Source organism: Candidatus Palauibacter sp., from assembly GCF_965216145.1.
Classification (GTDB): Bacteria; Gemmatimonadota; Gemmatimonadetes; order Palauibacterales; family Palauibacteraceae; genus Palauibacter.
This window is the reverse complement of the sequence record NZ_OZ244149.1, coordinates 3,365,001-3,388,416: the sequence shown is the minus strand read 5'-3', so window position 1 is coordinate 3,388,416 and position 23,416 is coordinate 3,365,001. Positions and strand designations below refer to the sequence as shown.

Below are 23,416 nucleotides of genomic sequence, written 5' to 3'. Positions count from 1 at the left end.
TCAGCTCTCCCGGTCGCCCCCGCCCGCCCGATGCGGTTCGCTCGGCGGCAGCGCCGGGAGGGGTCCGTCCCCCTCGACCAGCGCGCGGACGAACGCCGTCTCCTCGCGGACCTCCTCGACCGTCTGTGTCAGGAACTGGATCTCCTGCTCGATGGCGTCGAGGCGGGCGGACTGGACCTGGGGCGCATCGCCGCCGCTGCCGATGCGGCGGGCGAGAGCTTCCGAGAGCGGGGAGTCGATCAGAATGGCGAGGACCGGAATGAGGATGATCATCGCGAGGACCACCATGAAGGCGATAGTCATCGTGGACTGCCTTTTCGCGTCAACTTCGCCCCCGAATCCGCGACCGTGACGGGCGGGCAAGCGGCCCCTGGAGTCACCCGCCCCCGACCGATACCCCTCAGCCGCAAAAGCTATCCGCCCGTTCCGGGCGGCGCCAAGGAGGAGGCGACCCGGCGGTCCGTTTCGCGCGCGAGGCGGTCGAGGAATTCCGGTCCGTACCGGCAGAGAAAGGGCAGCGGGCTGAGCGTGCGCTCCTGCGGGCGTTTCCCGGGGAAGAGATTGTCCGCGGCTCGCCGAACCTGGCCCAAGCGGATGTCGAGCCGGCGGCGGGTCTCCCGGTCGACCTGCCTCGAGAGCTCGGCGGCCGCGCCGAGCATCCCCCTCCGTGTCTTCCCGACCGCGGCCCTGAGTCCGGGCACCTGTTCGCCCACGACCTGCTCAACCTCCTCCAGTCCCGACTCCGTACGCTCACGAAGTTGGCGCAGGGCCCGTTCCAGGTTCTCGGGTCGTGCTTCCCGCGTGAGCCGGGCCACGGCCGGTTCCGCTCCCTCGGAGAGCTCCCGCGCCGAAACGCCCGTCCGGTCGAGAATCCGTCGGATGCGAGGCTCGATGAGCGTCCACGCCGTCCGCGGCTGGACGGAGGGGATCGGCACCTCGAGGGCTTCGAACAGCGGGGGCAGCTGGCTCCAGTAGGAGATCTCTCCCGGCCCGAGCACCGTGGCCGCCACCGGAAGGAGCCAGGATTCGAGCACCGGACGCGACGCGACGTTGGGCGAAAAACGGGCCGGGAGTGTCTCGATCCGACCCCGCCACGTCCCCATGCTCTCTCCCGGTCCCGACGGCGCGGCCCGAAAGCCCTCCCCGTCGCGCCTCAGGCGCCGCCGCCCCCCGCCATCGTCGAAGAAGAGCGGGAGGGCGCCATCGATCTCCGCGATCGGCGCTTCGAACCCCGACTCCATGACACGTCGCGCTCCGAGATCCCCCGCCTCCAGGACCGCGCCCCAGTCCGCGAGCATGCGCCGATACATCGGGACGGCCGCCCGTCCAAGCGCCGGCTGGGCGGAGTCGACCCATGCGTATCCCCGGTCGCCGAGGATCGCGTGCAGAAGGCGTGCAAAGGCCTGCGAGACCGTCGCCTGTTCGGAATATGCATCTCGGATCAACTTCATATAACCTGATGTAAATTCAGATATAGGAAGTATGTCACCTATTTCATCAAGAATCGACATCATGGACGGAGAGAGTCCGTGGGAGCCGACCGAACGTCGGTCGGAACCCTCCGGCACGGAGAGTGCCAGGGTCCGCGCGGCGTCCTCCCGATCGAGCAGTGTCGTGCGCCCCACCTCGGCCCAGTCGTGGTCGTCCGCCGCGATCCAGAAAAGGGGCACGACGGGGCGCTCGAGCATCCGCTCGAGGTGGGCGGCGAGCGAGATCGCGGTGAGCGTCTTATAGATGACGTAGAAGGGTCCGAGGAGGAGGACGGGCTGGTGTCCGGTCGATACGAAATACCCTTCCCCCCGCAGGACGGCCTCGAGACGACTTCGGGTCTCGGGTCCGGACGTCCCGAACACCTCGGGGCCGAGGCGGGCGGCCCGTGGCGGGGGTAGCGCCAGCGGGTCCAGGGCCGCGGCGCTCGGCAGCGCGATCTCGGCGCCCCCCGAGAGGGCTGCGTGAGGGAGCGAACCGGGCTCGGCCAGGATGCGGGAATGGATTTCGGGGGTCGCTCTCGCCGGGGAACGGGTCACAGGGCTCGTCCCATCATGAGGAGGCGGGGCGAGTCGGGCCCGAACGGGGCGCCATCGTAGTTTCCAAACCTGTCCCGCATATCGAGGCCCTTCTCGCGCAGGAGGTCGCGCAACGCTTCGGGCGCGTAGAGCCGAACCCGCTCGTGGTAGACCTGAGGGGGCTTGCCCGCCCCGCCGCCGATCTCGATGCGCTTGAAGACCTGGTCTCCCTCCACCCAGCGCGTCTGCCGTACGGGCGTGCCGTTGACCTCTCCCACGGATTCGGGATCGAGGCGCTCCATGACCCAGGCGGCGTTCAGGTAGTCCATCAGGAACGGCGCCCCGGGCCGGAGGACACGGCGGATCTCGCCGAGGACCTGAATGTCCTCCTCGGGCGAGAGGAAATAGCCGAACGACGTGAAGAAGTTGACGAGACCATCGAAGCATGTGTCGGCGAAGGGGAGCGCACGCATGTCGGCGCGTACGAGGGAGCCGGCGAGGCCCGGTCGTCCGAGGGCCGCGCGCAGGAGGGGAGCGGAGAGATCGATCCCCGAGGCGCGCAGGCCGGCGGCCCGGAGCCGCCGGAGGTGGCGGCCCGCGCCGCAGGCCAGATCCAGTACGCGGGCCCCCGCGCGAAGCCCGCTGCGCTCCCGGTAGAGGGCGACGCCCCGCGCGGCCTCTTCCTCGTCCCGATGGGGATACAGTTCCAGGTACGCATCACCGAACCAATCCCGAAACCACTCCGCGGGTGCGCTCATGGGCCCTTGTGGTAGGGTTCGCCCCGGAGGATCGTCGCGGCGCGATAGAGTTGCTCCGTGAGGAGGAGCCGCGCCACCTCGTGCGGCAGTGTCATGGCCGAGAGGGCCAGCCGGGTCCGTGCCCGGGCGAGGAGGCGGGGGGCGAGTCCGTGCGCGCCTCCGATCGCGAAGGTGGCTCCGGGACGTCCATAGGTGCGCATCGCATCCAGGTAATCGGCGAGTCTCCGCGTCGACCACGGCTCTCCTTCCCGTGTCAGCGCGACGAACTCCAGGTCGTCCGGCAGGCGGCGCTCGAGCGCGGCGGCTTCCCGCTCGCGCGCATCCCCGGCGCGGGCATCCGGCAGGCGGGCCGGCTCTACGAGGACGCTGTCGAACCTGACGTAACGCCGCAGGCGCGCCTCGTACTCCTCCGTCGCGCGGAGGATCGCGGAAGCGCGCTTGCGTCCGACGGAAACCACGAGAATCCTCGTCACGCTCCGCCTCCCGGGTCGTCGGCCCTCCGGCCCCATGCCGCCGCGTGGAGAATCAGGCCTCTCACGTCCTCCCAGCCCCTACCCTTCCAGGTCAGCGTTTCCGGGAGGACCCAGATCGGCAGGTCGGGGCCAAGGAACGGCCCGAGCCGGGCAAGATCCTTCTGTGTGGTCAGTACACCTCCCTTCCCCGCCGCCGCCGTGAGGCGCTCCCGATCGGCCGGCGCGGGCGCGCGGTGATCCCCGAGGGCGATTCCCTCCCGGACCGACCCGCAGCGAGCGCCGGCCTGCGCGAAGAAGAGATTGGGCTTCATGATTCCGGTCAAGGCGAGCCGGGGCGCCGGCGGCCCGACCCACGCCTGAGCACCGGCATTCGACGGGCGCGGGGGGCCCGCCTCGAACACCGCGCTGGCGATCGGGGTCCCGATCCCCCGCCTCCGGAGTCGGGCGCGGAGTCGCCGTTCGAAGTCCGCCACCTCAAGGGTCCACGGCTCCCGTCCCGTGGAGATGATCGCGTCGGCGCGGGCGGCCGCCCACGTCCAGCGTTCCCGGAACGGACCCGCGGGCAGCCGGGACCCGTTCGTGCGGCGCAGCGCGTCGCGATCGACGAGAAGAAGGTTGAAGTCGCGGCGGAGGCGCCGGTGCTGGAATCCGTCGTCGAGGATCGCGACGGTGGCCCCCTCCGCGGTGGCGCGCCGGGCCGAGCGCACGCGGTCCGGGTGTCCCCACACGTAGGCTGCCGGCGCTTCGAGGACGAGCAGTTCGAGTTCGTCGGCAAAGCCGCGAGCGAGGATCGCGGGTCGGTGACCTTCGGCCGCCAGCAGGCGGGCGAGGAGGGCGGCGACGGGCGTCTTGCCACTCCCGCCCGCCGTCACGCCGCCGACGGAGATCACCGGGAGGCCGGCGGCGTGCGTCCTGAGCAGGCCGCTGTCGTAGAGGCCGTGGCGCGCGTCGTGGATGAGTCCGTACGCGCCCGCGACCACCCGTAGCGGCGGCGACGGGCGGGTGCGTCTCCATTGGCTGCGGACCAGGCGCTCAGAGGCGCTCCGCAGCCTGGGCGCCCCGCTCATCGGCCGGCGCTTCGGCTGCGGGCTCGCGGACCAGCGTACGCCGTGCGCCGGCCTGCGGCGCACGATCGCGGGCGGGCGGGCCCAGCGGGCCTCCCGGGCCGCCTGCTCGCAGCGGGCCACCTCGCGCGCGAGCGCGGCTTCGATGTCGGCGGTGACGATCGGGCCGGCGGCGCGTCTCGGACGCACGGACCCCAGCGAGACGAAGACGGTGGCACCCGGGGCCGGGATCAGGAAGCGGTCCCAGGTCGAGAGCCGCCAGCCCGCCGAGGCCGCGACCCCGACCGCCGTCACGGCCCCCCGGGCGTGGGCGGCGAGACGGGCGCCGCCGTCCTTGAACGAGCGCCGGGGGCCGCGCGGACCATCTCCCGTGAGGATGACGCCACGCCCTTCCTTATAGGAGCGCGCCAGGTGCCGAAAGCCGGCCTGGCCGCCCCGCGTGCTCGAGCCCCGGGCCACCTCGTAGCCGAGCCCGCCCAGGATCCGCGAGACGATCTCGCCGTCGCGGTCCCGGCTTGCGAGCGTCGCCAGATCCTGGTCGGCGAAGAGCCATGCAAGCGGCAGGAGGTGCTCGTGCCAGCAGGCATGGACCGCGCGCGCCAGGATCGGATGGCAGGGTTGCGCGGGATCGTCCGGGTGCCGGAAACGCCAGGTGCGGCACAGGGGCAAGGCGATCCGCAGGATCCGGACCGCGACGCCGACGGGGATGCGCCGGGCGCTCACGCGAGGAGCTCGATCGCTCTCGCGGCGACCCGGGCCGCGCAGCCGGGCTCGCCGAGCCGGTCCCGCAGCGCCGCGAAGCCCCTCAGCATGGCCCGGCGCTCCGGGGAGGCCTCCTCGAGAAGGGGCTCGAGCGCGGACGCCATCCGTCCCGGGGTCAGCCGGTCCTGCAGCAGTTCCGGGACGACGCGCGCCCCGGTCACGAGGTTGACCAGCACGATCGAGGGAACCCGCACCAGCCGACGACCGATGGCCCATTCCAGCCGCGTCGTTCGGTACCCCACGACCATGGGTATCCCCGCGAGCGCGAGTTCGAGCGTGATCGTCCCCGACTTCGTGATCGCCGCCGTGGCCTGTCCCAGCACGTCCTCCGGGCTCGCGGTGGGAAACCCGCTCCCCTCGTAGAGCGTCTCGGGCAGGTGAGGCGGCCGCGCCACCCGGACCTCGAGGCCGGCGTGACGGCGGGCGAGCCGGCGCGCGGCGTCCGCGAAGACCGGAAGCATGAATCGTACCTCCTGCGCGCGGGACCCAGGGAAGAGCCCGATCACCCGTTCGCCGGCGGCTGGCGGCTGGCGGCTGGCGGACTCGCGCGCGTCGAGCAGCGGGTGCCCGACGAACTCCGCGTCCACGCCGTATTTCTCCAGGAGGTCCGCCTCGAACGGGAGCACCGTCAGGACGCGGTCGCAGTCTCGTGCGAGACGGCGCGCCCTTCCCTGTCGCCACGCCCATACCTGCGGGGCGATGAAATAGAGCACGCGACGCCCCTGCCGCCGCGCGGCCCGCGCCAGACGCAGGTTCAACCCCGGGTAATCGATGGGCAGGAAGAGCCCGACCCCCTCGGCGGCGAAGAGGCGCCGGATCCGGCGCTCCAGCCCGAGCAGGGAGGGCAGCCGCCGGAGGACCTCCGCCCCCCCCATGACCGACAGCGCTTCCAGGCCGGCGAGGCGCGCGACCCCGGCGGCCTCCATCTCGCGCCCCCCGATCCCGAACAGCCTCGCGCCGGGCAGCCCCGCCCGGATCGCGCGTGCGACCGCCGCCCCATGCCGATCTCCCGAGGCCTCACCGGCCGAGATGAAGATCGCCGGTTCCGGGCTCGGAGCGGGGCTCAGGAGAACCGGCCGAGATAGACCATCAGCATGAACACGAGCGCGAGGAGGACGAGAAGGACGATGGTCTTCGGCCCTCGCTTGACCGCGCTCCCGAGCTTCTTCCGCTCCTCACGAATCTTGATCAACGACATGTACGAACTCCTCGATCTCGCGGGTGATCCGGGTCGCGACTTCGAGCGCTTCCCGCCCCGCATACCCCGAAACCAGCCGGGTCGGTCGCCCGGCGATCGCATCGGCGAAGGCGTCGAGTTCCCGCGCCAGCGGTTCCCCCGGAGGGGCCTCCAGCGGGATGGGCTCGACGAGATTCTCGACTCCGGCGACCCGCCCCACCTCTTGCGGGTCGCGACGCCGGTAGTAGTGCCCCGTTCCCTCCGCGAGGTCCAAGCTGAAGTACCCGGATCGCTGGAACAACCGCAGTTGGCGGATCGTCCTGAAGGAGACCCGGCTGGCGGTGATGTTCGCCACCGTTCCGTTCTCGAAGGAGAGCCGGGCGTTGGCGAGGTCGATCCAGGGGGAGATGACCGACACGCCCACCGCCCGCACGTCCGCCAGCGGCGTCCGGGCCAGCGTGAGGACCAGGTCGATGTCGTGGATCATGAGATCCAGGACTACCGTGACGTCGGCTCCCCGGGGCTGAAAGGGGGCCATGCGCAGCGACTCGATGAAGCGGGGCCGGTCGAGGAAGGGTTCGGCGGCCTGCAGGACCCCGTTGAAGCGTTCGACGTGTCCCACCCCGAGGACGACCCCCGTTTCGTCCGCGAGCCGGACGATCTCGTCCGCCTCCTCGAGCGTCGACGCAAGCGGCTTCTCGACGAGCGCGTGACATCCGGCCGCGATGGCCGCGACCGCCGCCGCGTGGTGCGCCGCCGTCGGCACCGCGATGACGACCGCTTCGGCGCGGGCGTGCAGCTCCGCCGCGTCGGGGAACGCCGGCACGGAGAGGGCGGCCGCGACCTCCTCCGCCCGCGAACGCGCCCGATCGTGAACCCCGACCAGTTCGAAGGCGGGGCTCCCGGCAAGGAGCCGGGCGTGCGCCGCGCCGAGACGCCCCACGCCCACTACGCCGGCGGGGATCGGATTCATGCGGCTCCGGGTCGCGGTTCCCGTCCCTCCGGCGGCGGGTCCCCTTCCGGGCGGGACCGGGCCGGTGTGATCCCCCGCCCCGCGTCGCGGATGAAGGCGACGAGTTCACGAACCTCCGGCGTCTCCTCCTCGCTGCCCAGCCGGTCGAGGATCACCCGGAGCGGCGCGGCGGAGCGGAAGATCTCCCGATAGGCCCCCTGCAGGGCGCGGATCGCCTCCGGCTCGACCCCCCGGCGTTCGAGCCCGATCCGGTTGATGCCGCAGGTGCGGGTCGTGGGGCTCCCGCGCACGAGCGTGTAGGGCGCCACGTCGCGCACGAGCCGCGCGCCGCCGCCCACCATCGCGTGTCGGCCGATCCGGGTGAACTGCTGAATCCCGGTCAGCCCGCCCACGATCGCCCACTCCCCGATCTCGACGTGCCCCGCCATGGTGACGCCGTTGGCGAGGACCACGTGGTCTCCCACGCGGCAGTCGTGCGCGATGTGCACGTAGGCCATCACGAGCGTATCGGCCCCCACCGTGGTGAGGCCGCTCGCCGCGGTGCCCCGATTCACCGTCGTGAACTCGCGCACGACGGTGCGGGGGCCGATCTCCAGGAACGTCCGCTCGCCCGCGTACTTCAGGTCCTGAGGGTCCGAGCCCAGGACCGCCCCCTTGGCGACCCGCACTTCGTCGTCCACCCTCGTGTCTCGCTCGATCAGCACGTGGGGACCGATCCGTACCCGCTCGCCGATCTCGACGCCGGGCCCGATGACCGAGTACGGCCCGATCGTCGCGCTGGGCGCGATACGCGCCGCGTCGTCGATGATCGAGGTCGCGTGCCACCCGGGAGCGTGGCCGGTCGACGTCACCGATCCATGATCTGGCCGAGGATCGTCGCTTCGGCCACGACCTTGCCGTCCACCCTCGCCACGCCCTTGAGCCGGCCGCGCCGCCCCCGTCCCTGCAGCAGTTCGAGTTCGAGCCGGAGCTGGTCTCCGGGAACGACGGGTCTCCGGAACTTCACGTCGTCCACGGCGAGGAAATAGATGACCTTCTCCTCCGGGTCTTCGAGTCCGCCCATGAGCAGGAGTCCGCCACACTGGGCCAGCGCCTCGACGATGAGTACCCCCGGCATGACGGGGCGGCCCGGGAAGTGCCCCGCGAAGAAAGGTTCGTTGGCGCTCACGTTCTTGAGCCCGACGATGCGTTTCCCCGGTTCGATCTCGAGCACGCGGTCCACGAGGAGCATCGGGTAGCGGTGCGGGAGAACCTTCAGGATATCGGTGACGTCCATCACCCACTCTCGTTCTGCCCCGAGCCGGCTCCTCAGCCGGCGGGCGAGTTCAAGATTGCCGCGGTGTCCCGGGCGTTCCGAGATCACATGACATTGCAGTCTCGCGCCGACGAGGGCGAGATCGCCGACGATGTCGAGGATCTTGTGGCGAACGAACTCGTCCGGAAAGCGGAGTTCCTGATCGGCTTCCAGTCCCTCCGAGGAGAGGACGAGCGTGTTCTCCGGTGTCGCCCCCAGCGCGAGTCCCCGCTCGTGGAGCTCTTCGCGCCAGGCCGACAGGCCGAAGGTGCGTGCCCCCGCGATCTCCCGCACGAACTCCTCGCGGGTCAGCCGCACGGTCGCGAACTGCCGGCCGATGAGGGGATGGTCGAAGTCGATCGTCGCGGACACGCGACACGATCTGGCGGGGAGGACATCGTATCGCGCCTCGCCCACCCGGAGGCGGAACGGCTGGTCCACGCGCAAGCGCGCCGCCGCCGCCTTCTGGGCGACTTCTCCGGCTTCCAGCAGCCGCTGGCACCACGGAGCCGCACTCCCGTCCAGCGCGGGGGGCTCCGGCCCCGAGACGTCGATCCGGAGGTTGTCGAGGCCGAGGCCGTGCGCCGCGGAGAGCACGTGCTCGACGGTCCGCACGATGGCCTCACCACGGCGAAGGGCCGTCTCGCGGTAGACCGAATCCACCGCGTCGACCGTGGCGGGGAGTTCGGGCGCGCCGGGGAGGTCCGTGCGCCGGAAGCGGAGGCCCGTGTCTTCGGGGGCGGGATGGAGCGTGACGACCGAGGCCTCGCCCGTATGCAGGCCGTGACCGCGGACCTCGACGGGGCGCGCGATCGTCCGCTGTCGCGCGGTCAAGCCGTCCCGTCTTCCGCCGGATCCTGCCTCCCCGACCGACCGAGGCCGAGCCGCCGCTCCAGGCGGGAGACCCTTCGCAGGAGTTCGGGGAGCCTTCGCGTGTGGGCGGCCGCCTTCATCCACGCCCGCTGCGGCTGCGCGGGCGTCCCCCCGTGGGCCGCACCGGCGGGCACGTCGCGCATCACCCCGGCCTGGGCCGCGATTCGCGATCCCGGCCCGATCGTAAGGTGTCCGGCGATCCCCACCTGGCCGCCCAGCTGCGCGCCCGCGCCGATGACGGTGCTGCCCGCGATGCCCACCTGGGCGGTGATGAGGCAGTCACGCCCGATGCGGACGTTGTGGGCCACATGGACGAGGTTGTCCAGCTTGGTCCGGTCGCCGATCCGGGTCGCCTCGAGCGCGCCTCGGTCGATCGTGCAGTTCGCGCCGATCTCCACGTCATCGCCGATCACGCAGCCGCCGATGTGCGGAATCTTGTGCGCCCCCCCCGGCCCGGCCGCGTACCCGAAGCCGTCCGTTCCGATGCGGGCGCCCGCATGCACGCGCACGCGGTCGCCGATCTCGACGTCGTGCAGGATGGAGACGGCGTGGCCGATCCGGCACTCGGCCCCGAGGCGGGCACCGCGCCCGATCAGCGTGCCGGGCCCCACCCACGTCCCCCGGCCGATCCGCGCCCCGGCCTCGACGATCACGCCCCGCCCCAGCGACACGCCCTCTCCGATCCGCGCGCCCCTTCCGATCCGCGCCGACGGATGCACGCCGGTCGGTGGTTCCCGCTCCGGGTGGAACAGCGGCACGACTCTGGCGAAGGCGAACTCCGGGTCATCGACCGTCAACACGCTGAACGCGACGCCCGACACGTCGAAGCCGGCCGGGGCGAGGACCGCCCCGGCACCCGTCTCGCCGACCGCGTTCCGCATCGCTTCCCGGGCGAAGAAGGTGAGATCCTCCGGGCCCGCGGCGCCCAGCGAGGCGACCCCGCTCAGGGATCGGTCCGGGTTGCCCGAGACCGTCGCCCCCACGCGCAGCGCGAGTTCGGAGACGGTGAAGGAAGGCATGCGAAAGGCGCCTCGTTCGGCGGACCCGGGAGGGGGGCCGGCAGGCCCCGGCCCGCTATCCGCCGGACGTTGAGGCGCCGCCGCCGGGGTCGATCCCGAGACGCTCGAGCACGGCGGGGGTGATGTCGAGCGCCGCGTCCGCCGCCACCACGCCGGACTCGGTCATGTCGAGCACGATCGAGTAGCTCTGCTCGGCGCGGATCTCGTCGATCACGGCGGTCACCCGTTCGAGAATCGGCGCCAGGAGTTCCGCGCGGCGCCGATCCAGCTCCACGTTCAGTTCCTGCTGTCTCGTCGCGGCCTGCTGCTGCCTGTCGCGGATCTCCTGCTCCTTTTGCTGGCGTCCCGCCGGGTCGAGCAGCGACTGCTGCTGCTGGTACGCCCCGATCAGGGAGTCGATCTCCGCCGCGAAGGATTGAAGCTGGCTCTCGAACTCGGCGGAAACGCGCTCGTACGCGATCCCCGCCGAATCGGCGCCAGGGGCGACGGGGAGGATCGCCTGCGTGTTCACGAACACGACGGGCGTCCCCTGCGGGGGAAGCGGGGCGGCCTCCGGCAGGGACGGCGCCCCCGCCTGTTCCTGCGCCGCAAGAGGCCCCGCGGCCAGCGCCCCGAGCGCCAGCGCCCGGCCCAGCCCGGCGCCCGCACCCCTGTGGATCCAGTGCATGTCAAATATCCCTTTTCGTATCTTCCCGGTTCAGAACACACGTCCGAACTTGAAGTGCAGTTGCCAACCCGGATTCGGCCGCCCCAGCACATCCCGGCGGTCGAAGCCGTACGCGTAATCGAGCCCCAGCGGTCCGAACGGTGTCACCAGGCTCGCCCCGATCCCCGCTCCCACGAGCAGGTCCGTCGGGTTCAGCTGGCTCGCGTCCAGCCACACGTTCCCCGCATCCAGGAAAGCGCTGGTGAAGATGTTGCTCGTGAGCTTGATCCCGAAAGTCACGCCCGTACGGAAGAAGGATTCCCCCACCCGGTCGAGATCGCTGAACGGCGCGTCGTCGGGGATGTGTCCGGCCGGCGTGACGGATGCCTCGTCGTACCCGCGTAACTGGATGCCCGCCTGGGTGCCCCCGACATAGTATCGCTCCGTGAAGAACGGATTCTGGCCCATGATGAGCCCCGCCTCGAAGCTGAGGCCGAAGGTGAGTTCGATGGGGGGGCTCGTACTTCCCGGCCCCCCGCCGATCCGGCCCACCGGCACGAACCACTCACTCGTGAGGTCGATCTTCTGATAGTTCCCGTCCCCCCCCAGGATGCCGCCCGTCTGGCGGATCGCGAGCTGGTTCCGGGCCCCGCTCGTCGGGAAGATCGGGTTGTTCCGGTTGTCCTGGACGAGACGCCAGGAGAGCGCCGAGCGGGTTCCGGAGAAGAGCGAGAAGCGCCGCCCGATCACGTTCGTCGTATCGAGCCCTCGCACCTCGTCGTCAAAGAGCGAGTAGCCCATGAAGACGCGCGTCGACCGCAGCCCGAAGATCGGCGTGCCGACCTCCGTGAGGCCGCCCGTCTGGCGGCGGTCGCCGAGGCTGAACCCGGTGAACTGGTCTCTCGAATTCCGCAGCGAAATCATGCCTGAATAGTGGCTCCCGAGCACCTCCGGATCGGAATAGCTGATGTCGAGATCCTGCTGCCGACGCCCGAAGATCCAGCGGAAGCTTCCCGTCTTCGCGAGCCCGAACAGGTTGGGCTGCGAATATCCGATAAACCCCGCGAGGCCGGTGAATCCCGAGGCGGTGATCCCGAAATTCATCGTCCCCGTCTGCTTCTCCTGGACCCGAAGCGAGATGTCGATGTCCCCGTCCGGGCGCGGGCGGATGTTGATCGCCTCGTCCGGTGGAAGCGGCTCGAAGAAGTTCAGCCCCTGAATCGCCTGGAACGACTGGATCAGGCGTTCCTGCGAGTACACGTCGCCGGGGAAGATGTAGAGGCGGTTGCGGATCACCCGGTCGTGCGTGGCCGTGTTCCCCTCGATCGAGATCTCCCGGATGTAGCTGCGGGGGCCCTCGTCGATGAAGAGGTGGGCCGTGACCCGCGGCTGCTCGCCTTCGGTCACCGCGATGCGACGCACGTCCGGCGTGATCCGCGAGGAGAGGTAGCCGTTGTTCCGGTACATGTCTCCGAGATCGCCCGGCGAGGCGTAGAAGGCCGTGAAGTTGAACGGCGGATCGGTTTCGCCGTCCCGGGGCCGGGGCTGGCCGCGACGCACGATGGGCTCGATGGCCGCCAGCGGGAAGGCCCGGTTCCCGGTGATCCGCAGGTCCTCGAGAAGGTGCTGTTCTCCCTCGCGCACGCGGATCTGGATGCGCCCCTTTCCCGTCAGGCGGTCCGAGATGATCGTATCCCCGAGGACCTCGAAGTCGAGATAACCGCTCGAGGCGTAGAATTGCGGCAGCCGCTCGGTCAGGTCGCGCCGGAACTCGTCCCTCTTGAGTTCTCCCGAATCGAACCAGAAGAACCCCTCCTCATCCGTCGCCATCGCCGCCCGCAATTCGGCGTCCGAGAAGGCGTCGTTCCCCTCGAAGGTGATCGCGGTGACGCCGAGTCGCGGGCCTTCTTCGACAGCGAACACGACGAGGAAATCCGGAGGAAAGGCCGGGTCGGGGCGAATGAGCGTGTCCACGCTCGCCGTCGGGAACCCCTCGTTCGAGAGGAGTTCGAGCATGGTGGCGCGCGCGAGCGAGATGCGGTGCGGATCCAGCGGACTGTTGGGCGCCAGGCCGACCGTGTCGCGGATGACGTCTTCACCGACCCGCTCCAGCCCCCGGAATACGTACTGCGTGATGTAGGGCCGCTCCTCGACGCCGATGTAGAACACGCCCTGCTCCGGATCCGCGGAATCCGTCACGCCGACGACGACGTCCGAGAAATCCCCCGAACTGAACAGGCGCCGGATCGCGTCCTGGATCTGCGGCTGGCGGACGATGTTGCCCGGGCGCAGGCCGCTGCGGGTGATGATGACGTTCGCCGTGTGTCGCCGGTTCCCGACGACCACGACCGAGTCGACCCGGACCGAGAACTGGTCGAGATTCGTCTCCTGCGCGGCGCCGGGCTCGGCCCCGCCGGCGGTGAGGAGCGCCCCGAGCAGCGCCAGCCCGCTCGTCATGCCGGCGGGCGGCGGCCGCCAATTCATGTCGCCGAGGACGGTGTGGGCGCGCCGAACACGAGGGCGTCCTGGTCGGCGGTGACGTCCACCGAGATCCGGTCTCCGGGCTCGAAGTCGGCCATCAGGATCCGCTCCGAGAGCGCGTCCTCGACATGTCGCTGGATCGTCCGCTTGAGGGGCCGCGCGCCGAACTTCTCGTCGTAGCCTCGGTCGACGAGGAAACGGACGGCCGCATCGCTCAGGTCGAGGCTGAGGCCCTCCTCCGCGAGGCGCTTCTGGACCTCGCGGAGCTGGATGTGGACGATCTTGCCCAGCTGTTCCTTGCTCAGCGGATGGAAGACGATCGTCTCTTCCACGCGGTTCAGGAACTCCGGGGTGAAGACGCGGTTGATCTCGTCCGAGACCCGGTCCTTGATCCGGCCGTAGTCGAACCCGGGGGAGTCGTCGGTGAAGCCCATGCGGGTGGAGGTGCCGATGTCCCGGCTCCCCACGTTCGAGGTCATGATGACGACGGTGTTCTTGAAATCGATCACACGACCGTAGTTGTCGGTGAGGCGGCCTTCGTCGAGGACCTGGAGGAGGATGTTGAACACGTCCGGGTGCGCCTTCTCGATCTCGTCGAGCAGGACCACGCTGTATGGACGTCTGCGGATCGTCTTGGTCAGCGAGCCCGAATCCTCGTACCCGACGTAGCCGGGGGGGGCGCCGATGAGCCGGCTGACGGAGAACTTCTCCATGTACTCCGACATGTCCACCCGCACGAGCGCGGAGTCGTCCGCGAACAGAAATCGTGCCAGCGCACGGGCGAGTTCGGTCTTCCCGACCCCGGTCGGTCCGCAGAAGATGAAGCTGCCGATGGGGCGGTTCGGGTCCTTGAGGCCGGCACGACCGCGCCGGATCGCGCGGCTGACGGCCTCGATCGCTTCATCCTGGCCGACGACGCTCTCGTGGAGCTCGTCCTCCATGCGAAGCAGGCGCTCCGTCTCGGCCTCCTTCAGCCGCGTCACGGGGATTCCCGTCCACCGTGCGACGATGAAGGCGATTTCGTCTTCCCCGACGGTGGGACGGAACTCGGCCTGCGTGCGCTCCCATTCGTCCCGCCGGCGCTTGATCTCTTCCTGAATCTCCTTCTCGCGGTCGCGCAGGTAGGCCGCGCGCTCGAAGTCCTGGTCGCTGATCGCGGCGTCCTTCCACGTGGCGAGTTCCTCGAGCTTCGTCTGGAACTCCTTCATCTCGGTGGGCGGCACCTGCGCCGCGAGTCTCAAGCGGGCGCCGGCTTCGTCGATCACGTCGATCGCCTTGTCCGGGAGGAAGCGATCCGTGATGTAGCGCTCGGCCAGCCGGGCGGCCGCGAGAAGCGACGCGTCGGGCATCTCGACCTTGTGGTGGTCCTCGTAGTACTTCCGCAGGCCCTGGAGGATCTCGAACGTCTCGTCGATCGTCGGCGCCTCGACGATCACGGTCTGGAAGCGACGCTCCAGCGCCCCGTCCTTCTCGATGTACTTGCGGTACTCGTTGAGCGTGGAGGCGCCCACGCACTGGAGTTCGCCCCGGGCGAGGGCGGGTTTGAGCATGCTCGAGGCGTCGATCGCGCCCTCGGCGGCGCCGGCGCCCACGAGCGTGTGCAACTCGTCGATGAACAGCATGACGCCGCGGGACTGGGACGTCTCGTTGACGATCGCCTTGAGCCGTTCCTCGAACTGTCCCCGGTACTTCGTCCCCGCGATCACCGCCGCCATGTCGAGCGCCAGCACGCGATGCCGCTTGAGGCTGTCGGGCACGTCGCCGCGCACGATCGCCTGGGCGAGGCCCTCGACGATCGCGGTCTTCCCGACCCCCGGTTCCCCGATGAGCACGGGATTGTTCTTCTTGCGTCGCGAGAGCACCTCCATCATGCGCTCGATCTCGCCCAGCCTGCCGATCGTGGGATCGAGCTTTCCCTGCCTCGCGAGTTCCGTCAGATCGCGGCAGAAGTGGTCGAGCGCCGGCGTCTTGGACTTCCGTTCGCCCTTGGTGCCCTTGCTGGCCGGGTCTGTCACCGCGGCCGCCGTCGACGTGCCCCCGGCCGGCATATCGGTGCCCAGGAGCTTGAGCGTCTCGGTGCGAGCGCTGTCCAGACCGATGCCGGCTTCACCGAGGACCCGGGCCGCCAGACCCTTCTCCTGCCTCAGGAGACCGAGCAGAAGGTGCTCCGTGCCCACGTAGCTGTGATTGAGTTCCTTCGCCTCGGCCATCGCGTGCTCGAGCACCTTCTTGGCGCGCGTCGTGTAGGGAAGTTCGCCGATGGATGAAGCGGTTTTCCCGGGGCGGACGTTCTCCTCGACGAGCTTGCTCAACTTGTCCAGGTCCGCGGCGAGGTTGGCGAGCACCGCCGCGGCGACGCCCTCCCCCTCTCGGATGAGGCCGAGCAGGATGTGTTCGGTCCCCACGTAGTCGTGCTTGAGGCGGATCGCCTCTTCGCGCGCCATCGCGAGCACCTTCCGAACGCGGTCGGTGAAGTTGTAGTTCATCCGAGCCTCAAGTGGCGTCTACGCGTTTCAGGGCTCTTCGAACGTACCTCGCTCGGAACGCGTCCGCATCCGTTTCGTCGAGCCGGCGGCCGGCTGCACGCGCGAGGTGCGCGGTCTGGGCATGGATCATGATGCGGCTGATCACGTCTACACGAGGTTTCTTCAGAAGTTTCAGCGAGACGCCGAGCCGTACGCCGGAAAGGAGGTTCATCATCTCCTCGAACGGCAGGCTTCTCGCGTGGCGCAGGAGCCCGTACGCCCGCCAGACCTTGTCCTCGAGCACGTTCGGCGCTTCCCGCAGGAGGACCGAACGCGCCTGCCTCTCGTATCCGATCACGCGGCCGACGAGGAGTGAGAGTTGATCGATCAGGTCCTCTTCCGTCTTGCCCAGCGTCGTCTGGTTCGAGATCTGGAAGAAGTTCCCGACGATCTTCGACCCTTCTCCGTATAGACCACGGTAGGTGACGCCAAGTTGCCCCATCCCTTCCAGGACCTTCCGGATCTGACGCGTGAGGACGAGGGCGGGGAGGTGGATGAAGACGGACGCACGCAGGCCGGTTCCGACGTTCGTGGGACAGGATGTGAGGAAGCCGAACTCGTGGTGAAAGGCGTACGGAAGCCGCGCGCCGATCGCCTCGTCCAGCTGGTCGACGTCACGCCAGGCCGCGGTGAGCTGAAGGCCGCCCCGGAGCATCTGCAGCCGCAGGTGATCCTCTTCGTTGACCATGAGCCCGAACGCGCGCGTCCGCGAGAGGGCGAGGCCCGCTCCACGCCGGGGACCGCCGCCGGGCCCGTCGATCAGCTCCCTGCTCACGAGACGCCGCTCGAGGAGCAGCAGACGATCCCGGGGTTCGAGCCGGGAGATCTCCCACACGTCGACGTCGTCCAGGACGCCCGCGGCCGCGGCGGCGGCACGGGCCTTCTCGAACAGGGTTTCGCGCTCGTCGTCGGTCGCGTGCGACGCGAAGGGGTACCCCTGGAGGTTGCGAGCCAGCCTCACGCGGCTCGATACGACGATCTCGCTGTCGGGGCCGTCCTCCTCGATCCAGCCGAGGCCCTGCTCCTCGATGGGCGGATCCGTGCGCACCATGCGGGTCACGGGGCCTCGGTCAGGGCGTGGATTTCGTCCCGGAGGCCCGCCGCCGATTCGAAGTCCTCGAGTTCCACCGCGCGCTCAAGTCGGCGCTTGAGGGCGGAGAGGCGCACCTGCTCCGGGTCGGTCTCGGGCGCGGTACTCACGTACACCTTTCCCATGTGCTGTGACGAACCGTGCACGCGGCGCAGCAACGCCCGGAGTTGCCGGCTGAACTGCGCGTAGCACTGGGGACATCCGAGCCTTCCCGACTTCCGGAAGTCGGCGGCGCCCATCCCGCAGTACTCGCAGGCTTCGCCGCCGGCGTCGAACAGCGTGTTCCCCGCCGTCCCGCCGAGGTGCGCCAGGAGGTCCGCGATCGGGGGCGACCCGCCTCCGATCGAAACGCCCTTGAGCGTGGCGCAGGTGGAACAGAGGTTGAGGGTCCGCATATCGTTGTTCTCGATCTCCGTGAGCGTGATCTTCGCCTTCCGTTCTCCGCAATTCTCGCAGTCCATCGTCACCCCTCCATTCCGCCGCCTTGGCAGCCCGGGGTAGCGGGCGGTCCCATCATACGACGAAAAGTTCGCCTCCCTCGAGGCGCAGCACGCGCGCCGCCCGCCCGGCCAGTTCACGGCTGTGCGTGACGACGACCAGCGCGGCTCCGTGCCGGTCGATCATCTCGAACAGCAGGTCGTGCAACCGCAGCGTGGCCTCGGCGTCGAGGTTGCCGGACGGCTCGTCGGCCAGCACGAGCGGGGGCGCGTTGGCGAGCGCTCGGGCCACGGCCACCCGCTGCTGCTCGCCGCCGGAAAGCCGGCGCGGCCGGTGGCTCGCCCGGTCCGCCAGCCCCACCTGCTCCAGCAGCGCCGCCGCTCGATCCGCGGCTTCCTCGCGCGGCGAGCCCGCGATGAGCCGCGGAAGCATCACGTTCTCCAGCGCCGTGAAGTCGCGCATCAGGTGATGAAACTGGAACACGAATCCGACGAACCCGTTCCTCAGTTCCGCCAGCCGTTCCTGCCCGAGTTCCGACACCTTCTCGCCCCCCAGCCATACATCGCCCCGGGTCGGCCGATCGAGGGCACCGAGCAAATGTAGCAGCGTGGACTTCCCGGACCCACTGGGGCCGACGATGGCGACCGAGTCTCCGGCAGCCACGGCCAGGTCGATCCCGCGCAGGACGGGGATGAAGCCCCCGTCCGGGCTCGGGAACGTACGCGCCAGCCCCCGGGCCTGGACCGCGGGAGCCCCGGCGTCCGGCTTCTTCCCGCTCACTCGTGCCTGATCGCGTCGACCGGCGTCAGCGCGGCGGCCTTCCGCGCCGGGTAGATCGTGGCCAGATACGAGATGAGCACGGATCCCAGCAGGATCAGCGTGACATCGAGCGGCGCCAGCGAGATCGGGAGCCGATCGATGAAATATACGTCCATCGGGAGAGTGATGAACTCGTAGCGGCTCAGCGCCCAGGCGAGAACCGCTCCGAGCGTGCCCCCGATCGTCGTGCCGACGACGCCGATGAAGAGTCCCATGTTGGTGAACACCTTCCCGACGCTGCCCGACGTCACGCCCATCGAGCGCAGGATGCCGATCTCGCGGGTGCGGTCGGCGACCATCATGACGAGCGTCGAGACGATGTTGAAGGACGCGACGAGGACGATGAGGACGAGTACGACGGCCATCCCGAGCTTCTCCAACCGCAGCGCCGAGAAGAGGCTCGCGTTGAGTTCCTGCCAGCCCTGGACGCGGTACGGCCAGCCGAGCGCTTCCTCGACGCGTGACGACACCGCCGAAGCCTCCCAGGGGTCGCCCACGTCGAACTCGACGCCGGTCACCGCATCGCCCAGCCCGAGGAGTGCCTGCGCCTCCTCGATCGGGACCATCGCGAGTTCGTCATCGTACTGGTAGAGCCCGGTCTGGAAGATACCGGTGACCTCGAAGCGCTTGAGGGCCGGCGAGAAGCCGATCCCCGACAGCGGCGTGTTCCGGAAGGATGTGGCGACGACGGGTTTGCCCTCGTAGAGCCCGAGCTGCTGCGCGAGCCCCCGGCCCACGACGATCCCCGGATCCCCCGACTCGGTCGGGCCGAAGGGCGCCCGTCCGATCACGAGGTGCTCCAGGAGCCCGTCGATGCGCGTTCCCGATGGATCGTCCGTGATCCCGCGCAGCACGATCGCCTCGCTGTAGTTGTCGCCCGCGGTCAGCAGGATCTTGTTGAACACGAAGGGAGAGGCCGCCACCACATCGGTGTCGCTCCGCACGCGGTCGAGGACCGTCCGCCAGTCGTCCATGCTGAAGCTGTTCTCGAACTCCATCACGTGCGCGTGGGGGCCGCCGCTGAGGATCCGGTCCCGGAGGCTCTCCTGCAGGCCGTTGAGCACGCCGATCACCACGATCAGGGCCATGACGCCCACGGCCACCCCGCCCACGGCGAGACTCGAGATGAAGGCCACCAGCCTCGCGTCCCGCGCGTCCGGGGACCGGCCGCCGGCCAGAGGACGCCAGGGTCGCCGCGCGAACCGCCCCAGGGTTCGAAGAGCACTCACGACCGAGAGGCGCCGCCCCGTGCCGCGCAGGTAACGCCGCGCGATGAACCGCTCGAAGCGGCCGCGGCCGTCCCTCACGACGCTCCCTCCTCGGGCCGGAGCATCGGGAAGAGCACGACGTCACGGATCGAGGTCTGCCCGGTCATCAGCATCACGAGCCGGTCGATCCCGAGCCCGAACCCGCCGGTCGGGGGGAGCCCGTACTCGAGCGCCCGCACGTAGTCCTCGTCGATCTCCATCGCCTCCTGGTCGCCCGCATCCCGGAGCCTCTGCTGCGCCGCGAAGCGGTTCCACTGGTCGATCGGGTCGTTGAGTTCGCTGAAGGCGTTCACCAGTTCGAAGCCGCACACGATCGCCTCGAAGCGCTCGGCCAGCGCCGGCTCGCCCCGCTTCGGCTTCGCGAGCGGGCTCATCTCGATCGGGTGACCGTACACGAAGACGGGATCGGTGATCCGGTCCTCCACCAGATCCGAGAAGAGTGCATCGAGGAGCTGGACCCGGGAGAGATCCCCGGCGTCGGCGCGTCCCCGCCGTTCCGCGAGCCCCCGGAGTTCGTCGTCCGCCGCGGTATGGAGGTCGAGCCCCGAGGCCTCGGCGAAGGCCTCATCCCAGCGGACCCGGCCCCACGGCGGGGTGAGGTCCACCTCGACGCCGTCGTATGCGAAGCGGGTCGTCCCCATCACTTCCCTCGCCACGTCGCTGATCATCGTCTCGGTGAGCCGCATCACGTCCTCATAATCCGCGAAGGCGGAATACAGCTCGAGCATCGTGAACTCGGGGTTGTGCGTGCGGTCGATCCCCTCGTTGCGGAAGTCGTGGCCGATCTCGTACACGCGGTCGAGGTTCCCCACGATGAGGCGCTTCAGATAGAGTTCATCCGCGATGCGCAGGAACATCCGCCGGTCGAGCCGGTGGTGGTGCGTCGAGAAGGGACGGGCCAGCGCCCCGCCGTACAGGGGTTGAAGAATCGGCGTCTCGACCTCGAGGAAGCCGCGCGCGTCGAGCCAGCTTCGGAACGCGGTGACGAGCCGGCTCCGGATCCGGAACACCTCCCGCACCTCCGGGTTCACCGCGAGGTCGGCGTAGCGCTGACGGTAGCGCGCGGCCTGGTCGCCGAAGCCGCTGTGGACGATGCGCCGGCCATCCTCCCTCATCTCTTCCTTCCCGAACGGGAGCGGGCGCAGCGTCTTCGCGAGGAGGGTCAGCGATTCCGCGCGCACCGTGACTTCGCCGCGCCGCGTCCGGAAGACGGTCCCCTCGACGCCGACCCAGTCCCCGAGGTCGAGCAGGTCCATGAGGGCCGATCCCGTCTCGCCGAGGAGGTTGCGCCGGAGGTGGATCTGCAGCCGTCCATCGCGGTCGCCGATGTGGGCGAAGGCACTCCCGCCGAGGTCCCGGTAGGAGAGAATCCGGCCCGCCACCCGCACGCCTCCGAGTTCCGCCGGCTCGCTCGTCTCCGATTCCGTCTGTTCGAACGCCACGAACGCCTCGCGCAGGTCGTGTGAGCGGTCGAAGGCATACGCGTACGGCTCGATCCCCAGGTCGCGCAGGCGGACCAGCTTCTCGAAGCGGTCCCTCACCGGCTTCGGCCGGTCGGCGGAGGCATACCAGCAGGTGAGGCAGAGGCCGTCGCGGAGCCCGGGCGGAGCGGCGGCGCAGGAGGAGCAGGTCACCCGGCCGTCCTCCCCGACTCGCGCAGGAAGGCCTGGATGAGGCCGTCGATATCCCCGTCGAGTACGGCGTCCACGTTGCCGATCTCGAGGTTCGTCCGGTGGTCCTTCACCATCTTGTACGGCTGCAGGACGTAGGACCGGATCTGCCGTCCCCACTCGATCTTCGTCTTCGAGCCCTCCAGCTCCGCCCGCCGCGCCTCCCGCTCCTCGACGGCGCGCTGGTAGAGCGCGGCCTGAAGCATCTTCATGGCTTTGGACTTGTTCTTGTGCTGGCTGCGTTCCTGCTGGCACGCAACGACGATGTTCGTCGGGACGTGGGTGATGCGCACGGCGGAATCCGTCTTGTTCACGTGCTGGCCACCGGCGCCCGACGCCCGGAAAGTATCGATCCGGAGTTCCTCCTCGTTGATCGAGATCTCGATGTCGTCGTCCACGACGGGGTACACGAAGACCGAGGCGAAGGAGGTGTGGCGACGCCCCTGGGAGTCGAAGGGGGAGATCCGCACGAGCCGGTGCACGCCGCGCTCGGCCGAGAGGTAGCCGTAGGCGAACTGGCCATCGATGTCGAGCGTGGCCGACTTTATCCCCCCCTCCTCGGCCGGGAGGAGGTCCATGACTTCGACGCGGTAGTCGTGCTGCTCGGCCCAGCGCATGTACATCCGCATCAGCATCTGGGCCCAGTCCTGCGACTCCGTGCCGCCGGCGCCCGGATTGATCGTGACGAGCGCGCTGCGGTGCGCGTCCTCACCGCGCAGCATGTTGCGCGACTCCAGTTCGGCCACTTCCCTCTCGGCCGTGGCGAGTCCCGACGCGAGTTCCGCATCCAGCTCCGCGTCGTCCTCATCATCGAGCAGGGCCGCCATCTCGAGCAGGTCGTCCACGCGCGACGAGCAGGAGTCCCAGGGGCGCGTCCAGCTCCGCAGGCGGTTCGCCTCGCCGATGACCTCCCTCGCCCCATCGTGGTCGTTCCAGAACCCCGGGGCCGCCATCCTCTTCTCGAGTTCGGCGATGCGGCTCAGCTTCCCGGGAACCTCAAAGATACCCCCGTAGCTCATCGAGCCGGCCCCGAAGCGCCGCCGCGCGCTCCTTCTGTTTCGCGAGTTCCATTCTTCCTGGTCCGCCCCTCCGCACGTCGCGATTCACATGATCAACGGGCCCATAATAGACCACGTTTCCCTACGGAAGTCGAACTTTCACACGAGGTCGAAGTCGATTCTTCTCGCCTCCCGGTCCACGCGGGCCACCCGGACCTCGGCGTCGTCGCCGAGCCGGTACGTCTTCCGGGTGCGGCGGCCCCTGAGCACACGCCTCGTCGCGTCGGGGACGTAGTAGTCGCCCGGAAGGTTGCTCACATGGACCACCCCCTCGATGTCGTACGCCTCGAGCCGGACGAAGAGCCCGAAGCGGGCGATCCCGCTGATCGCGCCCGCGAAGTGGTCCCCCAGGTGCCGTTCCATGAACTCGACCTTCTTCAGGTCGACGGAATCCCGCTCCGCCCGCACGGCGTGTTCCTCGCGCGCCGACGCGTGCCGCGCCGTGGCCTCGAGCGCCTCCCGTCTCAACTTTCGCGTCGAACCCGGGTCGGCGAGCCATCGGGACAACTGCCGGTGCACGAGGAGATCAGGGTAGCGGCGGATCGGCGAGGTGAAGTGAAGGTAGGCCGAGGATGCGAGGCCGAAGTGGCCCTCGTTGCTGGCGGAATAGCGCGCCTTCGCGAGGCTCTTGAGCACCTGCAGCGAGATGACCGCTTCCTCTACCCGCCCCTTCGCCGCGTCGAGGAGCCGCTGGAAATCGCGAGGGCGCGGATTCCGGCCCGGGAACGAGAGCCCGAACTCGTCGGCGAGGAGCCGGAGCGTCTCGAGCTTCTCCTCCTTCGGCTCCTCGTGGATGCGATACGGCACCGGCACACCCTCCTCGATCGCCCAGCGCGCCACCGCCTCATTCGTCGCGATCATGAGGTCTTCGACGAGCATGTGGGAGGCGAGCCGTTCCCGCCGCCGGACATCGATCGGAGCCCCCTCGTCGTCGAGCACGACATGCGCTTCCGGCAGGTCGAAGTCGAGGCTGCCGCGCGCCTTCCCTCGCTCTCGAAACGCCCGGGCCACCCGGAGCAGCG

Annotated in this window: 21 protein-coding genes (1 of these 21 running past the window's edge); all 21 read right to left on the bottom strand. The window is 69.6% G+C overall.

Going from position 1 to position 23,416, the window contains the following annotated elements; genetic code table 11:
• A complete protein-coding gene (locus ACOOHF_RS14530; RefSeq protein WP_419935543.1) occupies positions 1–303 on the bottom strand; it encodes a hypothetical protein in 303 nt (100 codons plus the stop codon).
• 110 nt (positions 304–413) lie between these two features.
• Entirely contained in the window at positions 414–2,027 is a 1,614-nt protein-coding gene (bshC, locus tag ACOOHF_RS14525) for a bacillithiol biosynthesis cysteine-adding enzyme BshC (RefSeq protein WP_420462208.1), read from the bottom strand.
• A complete protein-coding gene (locus ACOOHF_RS14520) occupies positions 2,024–2,764 on the bottom strand; it encodes a class I SAM-dependent methyltransferase (RefSeq protein ID WP_419935541.1) in 741 nt (246 codons plus the stop codon). Before ACOOHF_RS14520 ends, bshC begins: the two co-directional genes overlap by 4 nt.
• Positions 2,761–3,237 (bottom strand): 23S rRNA (pseudouridine(1915)-N(3))-methyltransferase RlmH, encoded by a 477-nt coding sequence (locus tag ACOOHF_RS14515; RefSeq protein ID WP_420462207.1) that lies wholly within the window; start codon positions 3,235–3,237, stop codon positions 2,761–2,763. Before ACOOHF_RS14515 ends, ACOOHF_RS14520 begins: the two co-directional genes overlap by 4 nt.
• Positions 3,234–5,024 carry a tetraacyldisaccharide 4'-kinase gene (locus ACOOHF_RS14510; RefSeq protein ID WP_420462206.1) on the bottom strand — a complete coding sequence of 597 codons (1,791 nt, stop codon included), beginning with the start codon at positions 5,022–5,024 and terminating at the stop codon, positions 3,234–3,236. Before ACOOHF_RS14510 ends, ACOOHF_RS14515 begins: the two co-directional genes overlap by 4 nt.
• Positions 5,021–6,094: a lipid-A-disaccharide synthase gene (locus ACOOHF_RS14505; protein WP_420464379.1), complete on the bottom strand. Its 1,074-nt coding sequence runs from the start codon at positions 6,092–6,094 to the stop codon at positions 5,021–5,023. Before ACOOHF_RS14505 ends, ACOOHF_RS14510 begins: the two co-directional genes overlap by 4 nt.
• A gap of 32 nt (positions 6,095–6,126) precedes the next feature.
• The gene (locus ACOOHF_RS14500; RefSeq protein ID WP_419935538.1) at positions 6,127–6,255 is read right to left on the bottom strand and encodes a hypothetical protein; all 129 of its coding nucleotides are present in this window, start codon (positions 6,253–6,255) and stop codon (positions 6,127–6,129) included.
• A complete protein-coding gene (locus tag ACOOHF_RS14495; protein WP_420462205.1) occupies positions 6,239–7,213 on the bottom strand; it encodes a Gfo/Idh/MocA family oxidoreductase in 975 nt (324 codons plus the stop codon). The genes ACOOHF_RS14500 and ACOOHF_RS14495 overlap by 17 nt, the downstream gene beginning before the upstream one ends.
• Positions 7,210–8,064, bottom strand: coding sequence for an acyl-ACP--UDP-N-acetylglucosamine O-acyltransferase (gene lpxA / locus ACOOHF_RS14490; RefSeq protein ID WP_420462204.1), 855 nt, complete (start codon positions 8,062–8,064; stop codon positions 7,210–7,212). Before lpxA ends, ACOOHF_RS14495 begins: the two co-directional genes overlap by 4 nt.
• A complete protein-coding gene (lpxC, locus tag ACOOHF_RS14485; RefSeq protein WP_419935535.1) occupies positions 8,061–9,341 on the bottom strand; it encodes a UDP-3-O-acyl-N-acetylglucosamine deacetylase in 1,281 nt (426 codons plus the stop codon). The genes lpxA and lpxC overlap by 4 nt, the downstream gene beginning before the upstream one ends.
• Entirely contained in the window at positions 9,338–10,399 is a 1,062-nt protein-coding gene (lpxD, locus tag ACOOHF_RS14480) for a UDP-3-O-(3-hydroxymyristoyl)glucosamine N-acyltransferase (RefSeq protein ID WP_419935534.1), read from the bottom strand. Before lpxD ends, lpxC begins: the two co-directional genes overlap by 4 nt.
• 55 nt (positions 10,400–10,454) lie before the next feature.
• Positions 10,455–11,066 (bottom strand): OmpH family outer membrane protein, encoded by a 612-nt coding sequence (locus tag ACOOHF_RS14475; protein WP_419935533.1) that lies wholly within the window; start codon positions 11,064–11,066, stop codon positions 10,455–10,457.
• 30 nt (positions 11,067–11,096) lie between these two features.
• Entirely contained in the window at positions 11,097–13,502 is a 2,406-nt protein-coding gene (bamA, locus tag ACOOHF_RS14470) for an outer membrane protein assembly factor BamA (RefSeq protein WP_420462203.1), read from the bottom strand.
• A gap of 23 nt (positions 13,503–13,525) precedes the next feature.
• Positions 13,526–16,012, bottom strand: a complete 2,487-nt coding sequence (locus tag ACOOHF_RS14465; protein WP_420462202.1) for an ATP-dependent Clp protease ATP-binding subunit — start codon at positions 16,010–16,012, stop codon at positions 13,526–13,528.
• Between the two features lie 7 nt (positions 16,013–16,019).
• Entirely contained in the window at positions 16,020–17,102 is a 1,083-nt protein-coding gene (locus tag ACOOHF_RS14460; protein WP_420464378.1) for a protein arginine kinase, read from the bottom strand.
• Positions 17,103–17,107: 5 nt separating this feature from the next.
• A complete protein-coding gene (locus tag ACOOHF_RS14455) occupies positions 17,108–17,602 on the bottom strand; it encodes a UvrB/UvrC motif-containing protein (RefSeq protein WP_419935530.1) in 495 nt (164 codons plus the stop codon).
• Between the two features lie 52 nt (positions 17,603–17,654).
• Positions 17,655–18,359, bottom strand: coding sequence for an ABC transporter ATP-binding protein (locus ACOOHF_RS14450; RefSeq protein WP_420462201.1), 705 nt, complete (start codon positions 18,357–18,359; stop codon positions 17,655–17,657).
• Positions 18,356–19,705 (bottom strand): FtsX-like permease family protein, encoded by a 1,350-nt coding sequence (locus ACOOHF_RS14445; RefSeq protein ID WP_419935528.1) that lies wholly within the window; start codon positions 19,703–19,705, stop codon positions 18,356–18,358. Before ACOOHF_RS14445 ends, ACOOHF_RS14450 begins: the two co-directional genes overlap by 4 nt.
• The gene (gene lysS, locus ACOOHF_RS14440; RefSeq protein WP_420462200.1) at positions 19,702–21,300 is read right to left on the bottom strand and encodes a lysine--tRNA ligase; all 1,599 of its coding nucleotides are present in this window, start codon (positions 21,298–21,300) and stop codon (positions 19,702–19,704) included. The genes ACOOHF_RS14445 and lysS overlap by 4 nt, the downstream gene beginning before the upstream one ends.
• A protein-coding gene (gene prfB / locus ACOOHF_RS14435; RefSeq protein WP_420462199.1) for a peptide chain release factor 2 occupies positions 21,297–22,407 on the bottom strand; the annotation gives its coding sequence in 2 pieces (ribosomal slippage) (positions 21,297–22,343 and positions 22,345–22,407; 1,110 coding nt in all). Before prfB ends, lysS begins: the two co-directional genes overlap by 4 nt.
• 86 nt (positions 22,408–22,493) lie before the next feature.
• Positions 22,494–23,416: the 3' portion of a ribonuclease R gene (gene rnr, locus ACOOHF_RS14430; RefSeq protein WP_420462198.1), read on the bottom strand. 976 nt of this gene lie beyond the right edge of the window; 923 of the gene's 1,899 nt are visible here — the last part of the coding sequence; its start codon lies off the right edge, out of view; the stop codon is at positions 22,494–22,496.

What these genes read in the sequence shown, in the direction of transcription:
- ACOOHF_RS14530 (WP_419935543.1), bottom strand. Translation starts at nt 303, where the DNA reads ATGACTATCGCCTTCATGGTGGTCCTCGCGATGATCATCCTCATTCCG.
- ACOOHF_RS14520 (WP_419935541.1), bottom strand. Translation starts at nt 2,764, where the DNA reads ATGAGCGCACCCGCGGAGTGGTTTCGGGATTGGTTCGGTGATGCGTAC.
- ACOOHF_RS14495 (WP_420462205.1), bottom strand. Translation starts at nt 7,213, where the DNA reads ATGAATCCGATCCCCGCCGGCGTAGTGGGCGTGGGGCGTCTCGGCGCG.
- lpxD (WP_419935534.1), bottom strand. Translation starts at nt 10,399, where the DNA reads ATGCCTTCCTTCACCGTCTCCGAACTCGCGCTGCGCGTGGGGGCGACG.
- ACOOHF_RS14475 (WP_419935533.1), bottom strand. Translation starts at nt 11,066, where the DNA reads ATGCACTGGATCCACAGGGGTGCGGGCGCCGGGCTGGGCCGGGCGCTG.
- bamA (WP_420462203.1), bottom strand. Translation starts at nt 13,502, where the DNA reads ATGACGAGCGGGCTGGCGCTGCTCGGGGCGCTCCTCACCGCCGGCGGG.
- ACOOHF_RS14465 (WP_420462202.1), bottom strand. Translation starts at nt 16,012, where the DNA reads ATGAACTACAACTTCACCGACCGCGTTCGGAAGGTGCTCGCGATGGCG.
- ACOOHF_RS14460 (WP_420464378.1), bottom strand. Translation starts at nt 17,102, where the DNA reads ATGGTGCGCACGGATCCGCCCATCGAGGAGCAGGGCCTCGGCTGGATC.
- ACOOHF_RS14455 (WP_419935530.1), bottom strand. Translation starts at nt 17,602, where the DNA reads ATGGACTGCGAGAATTGCGGAGAACGGAAGGCGAAGATCACGCTCACG.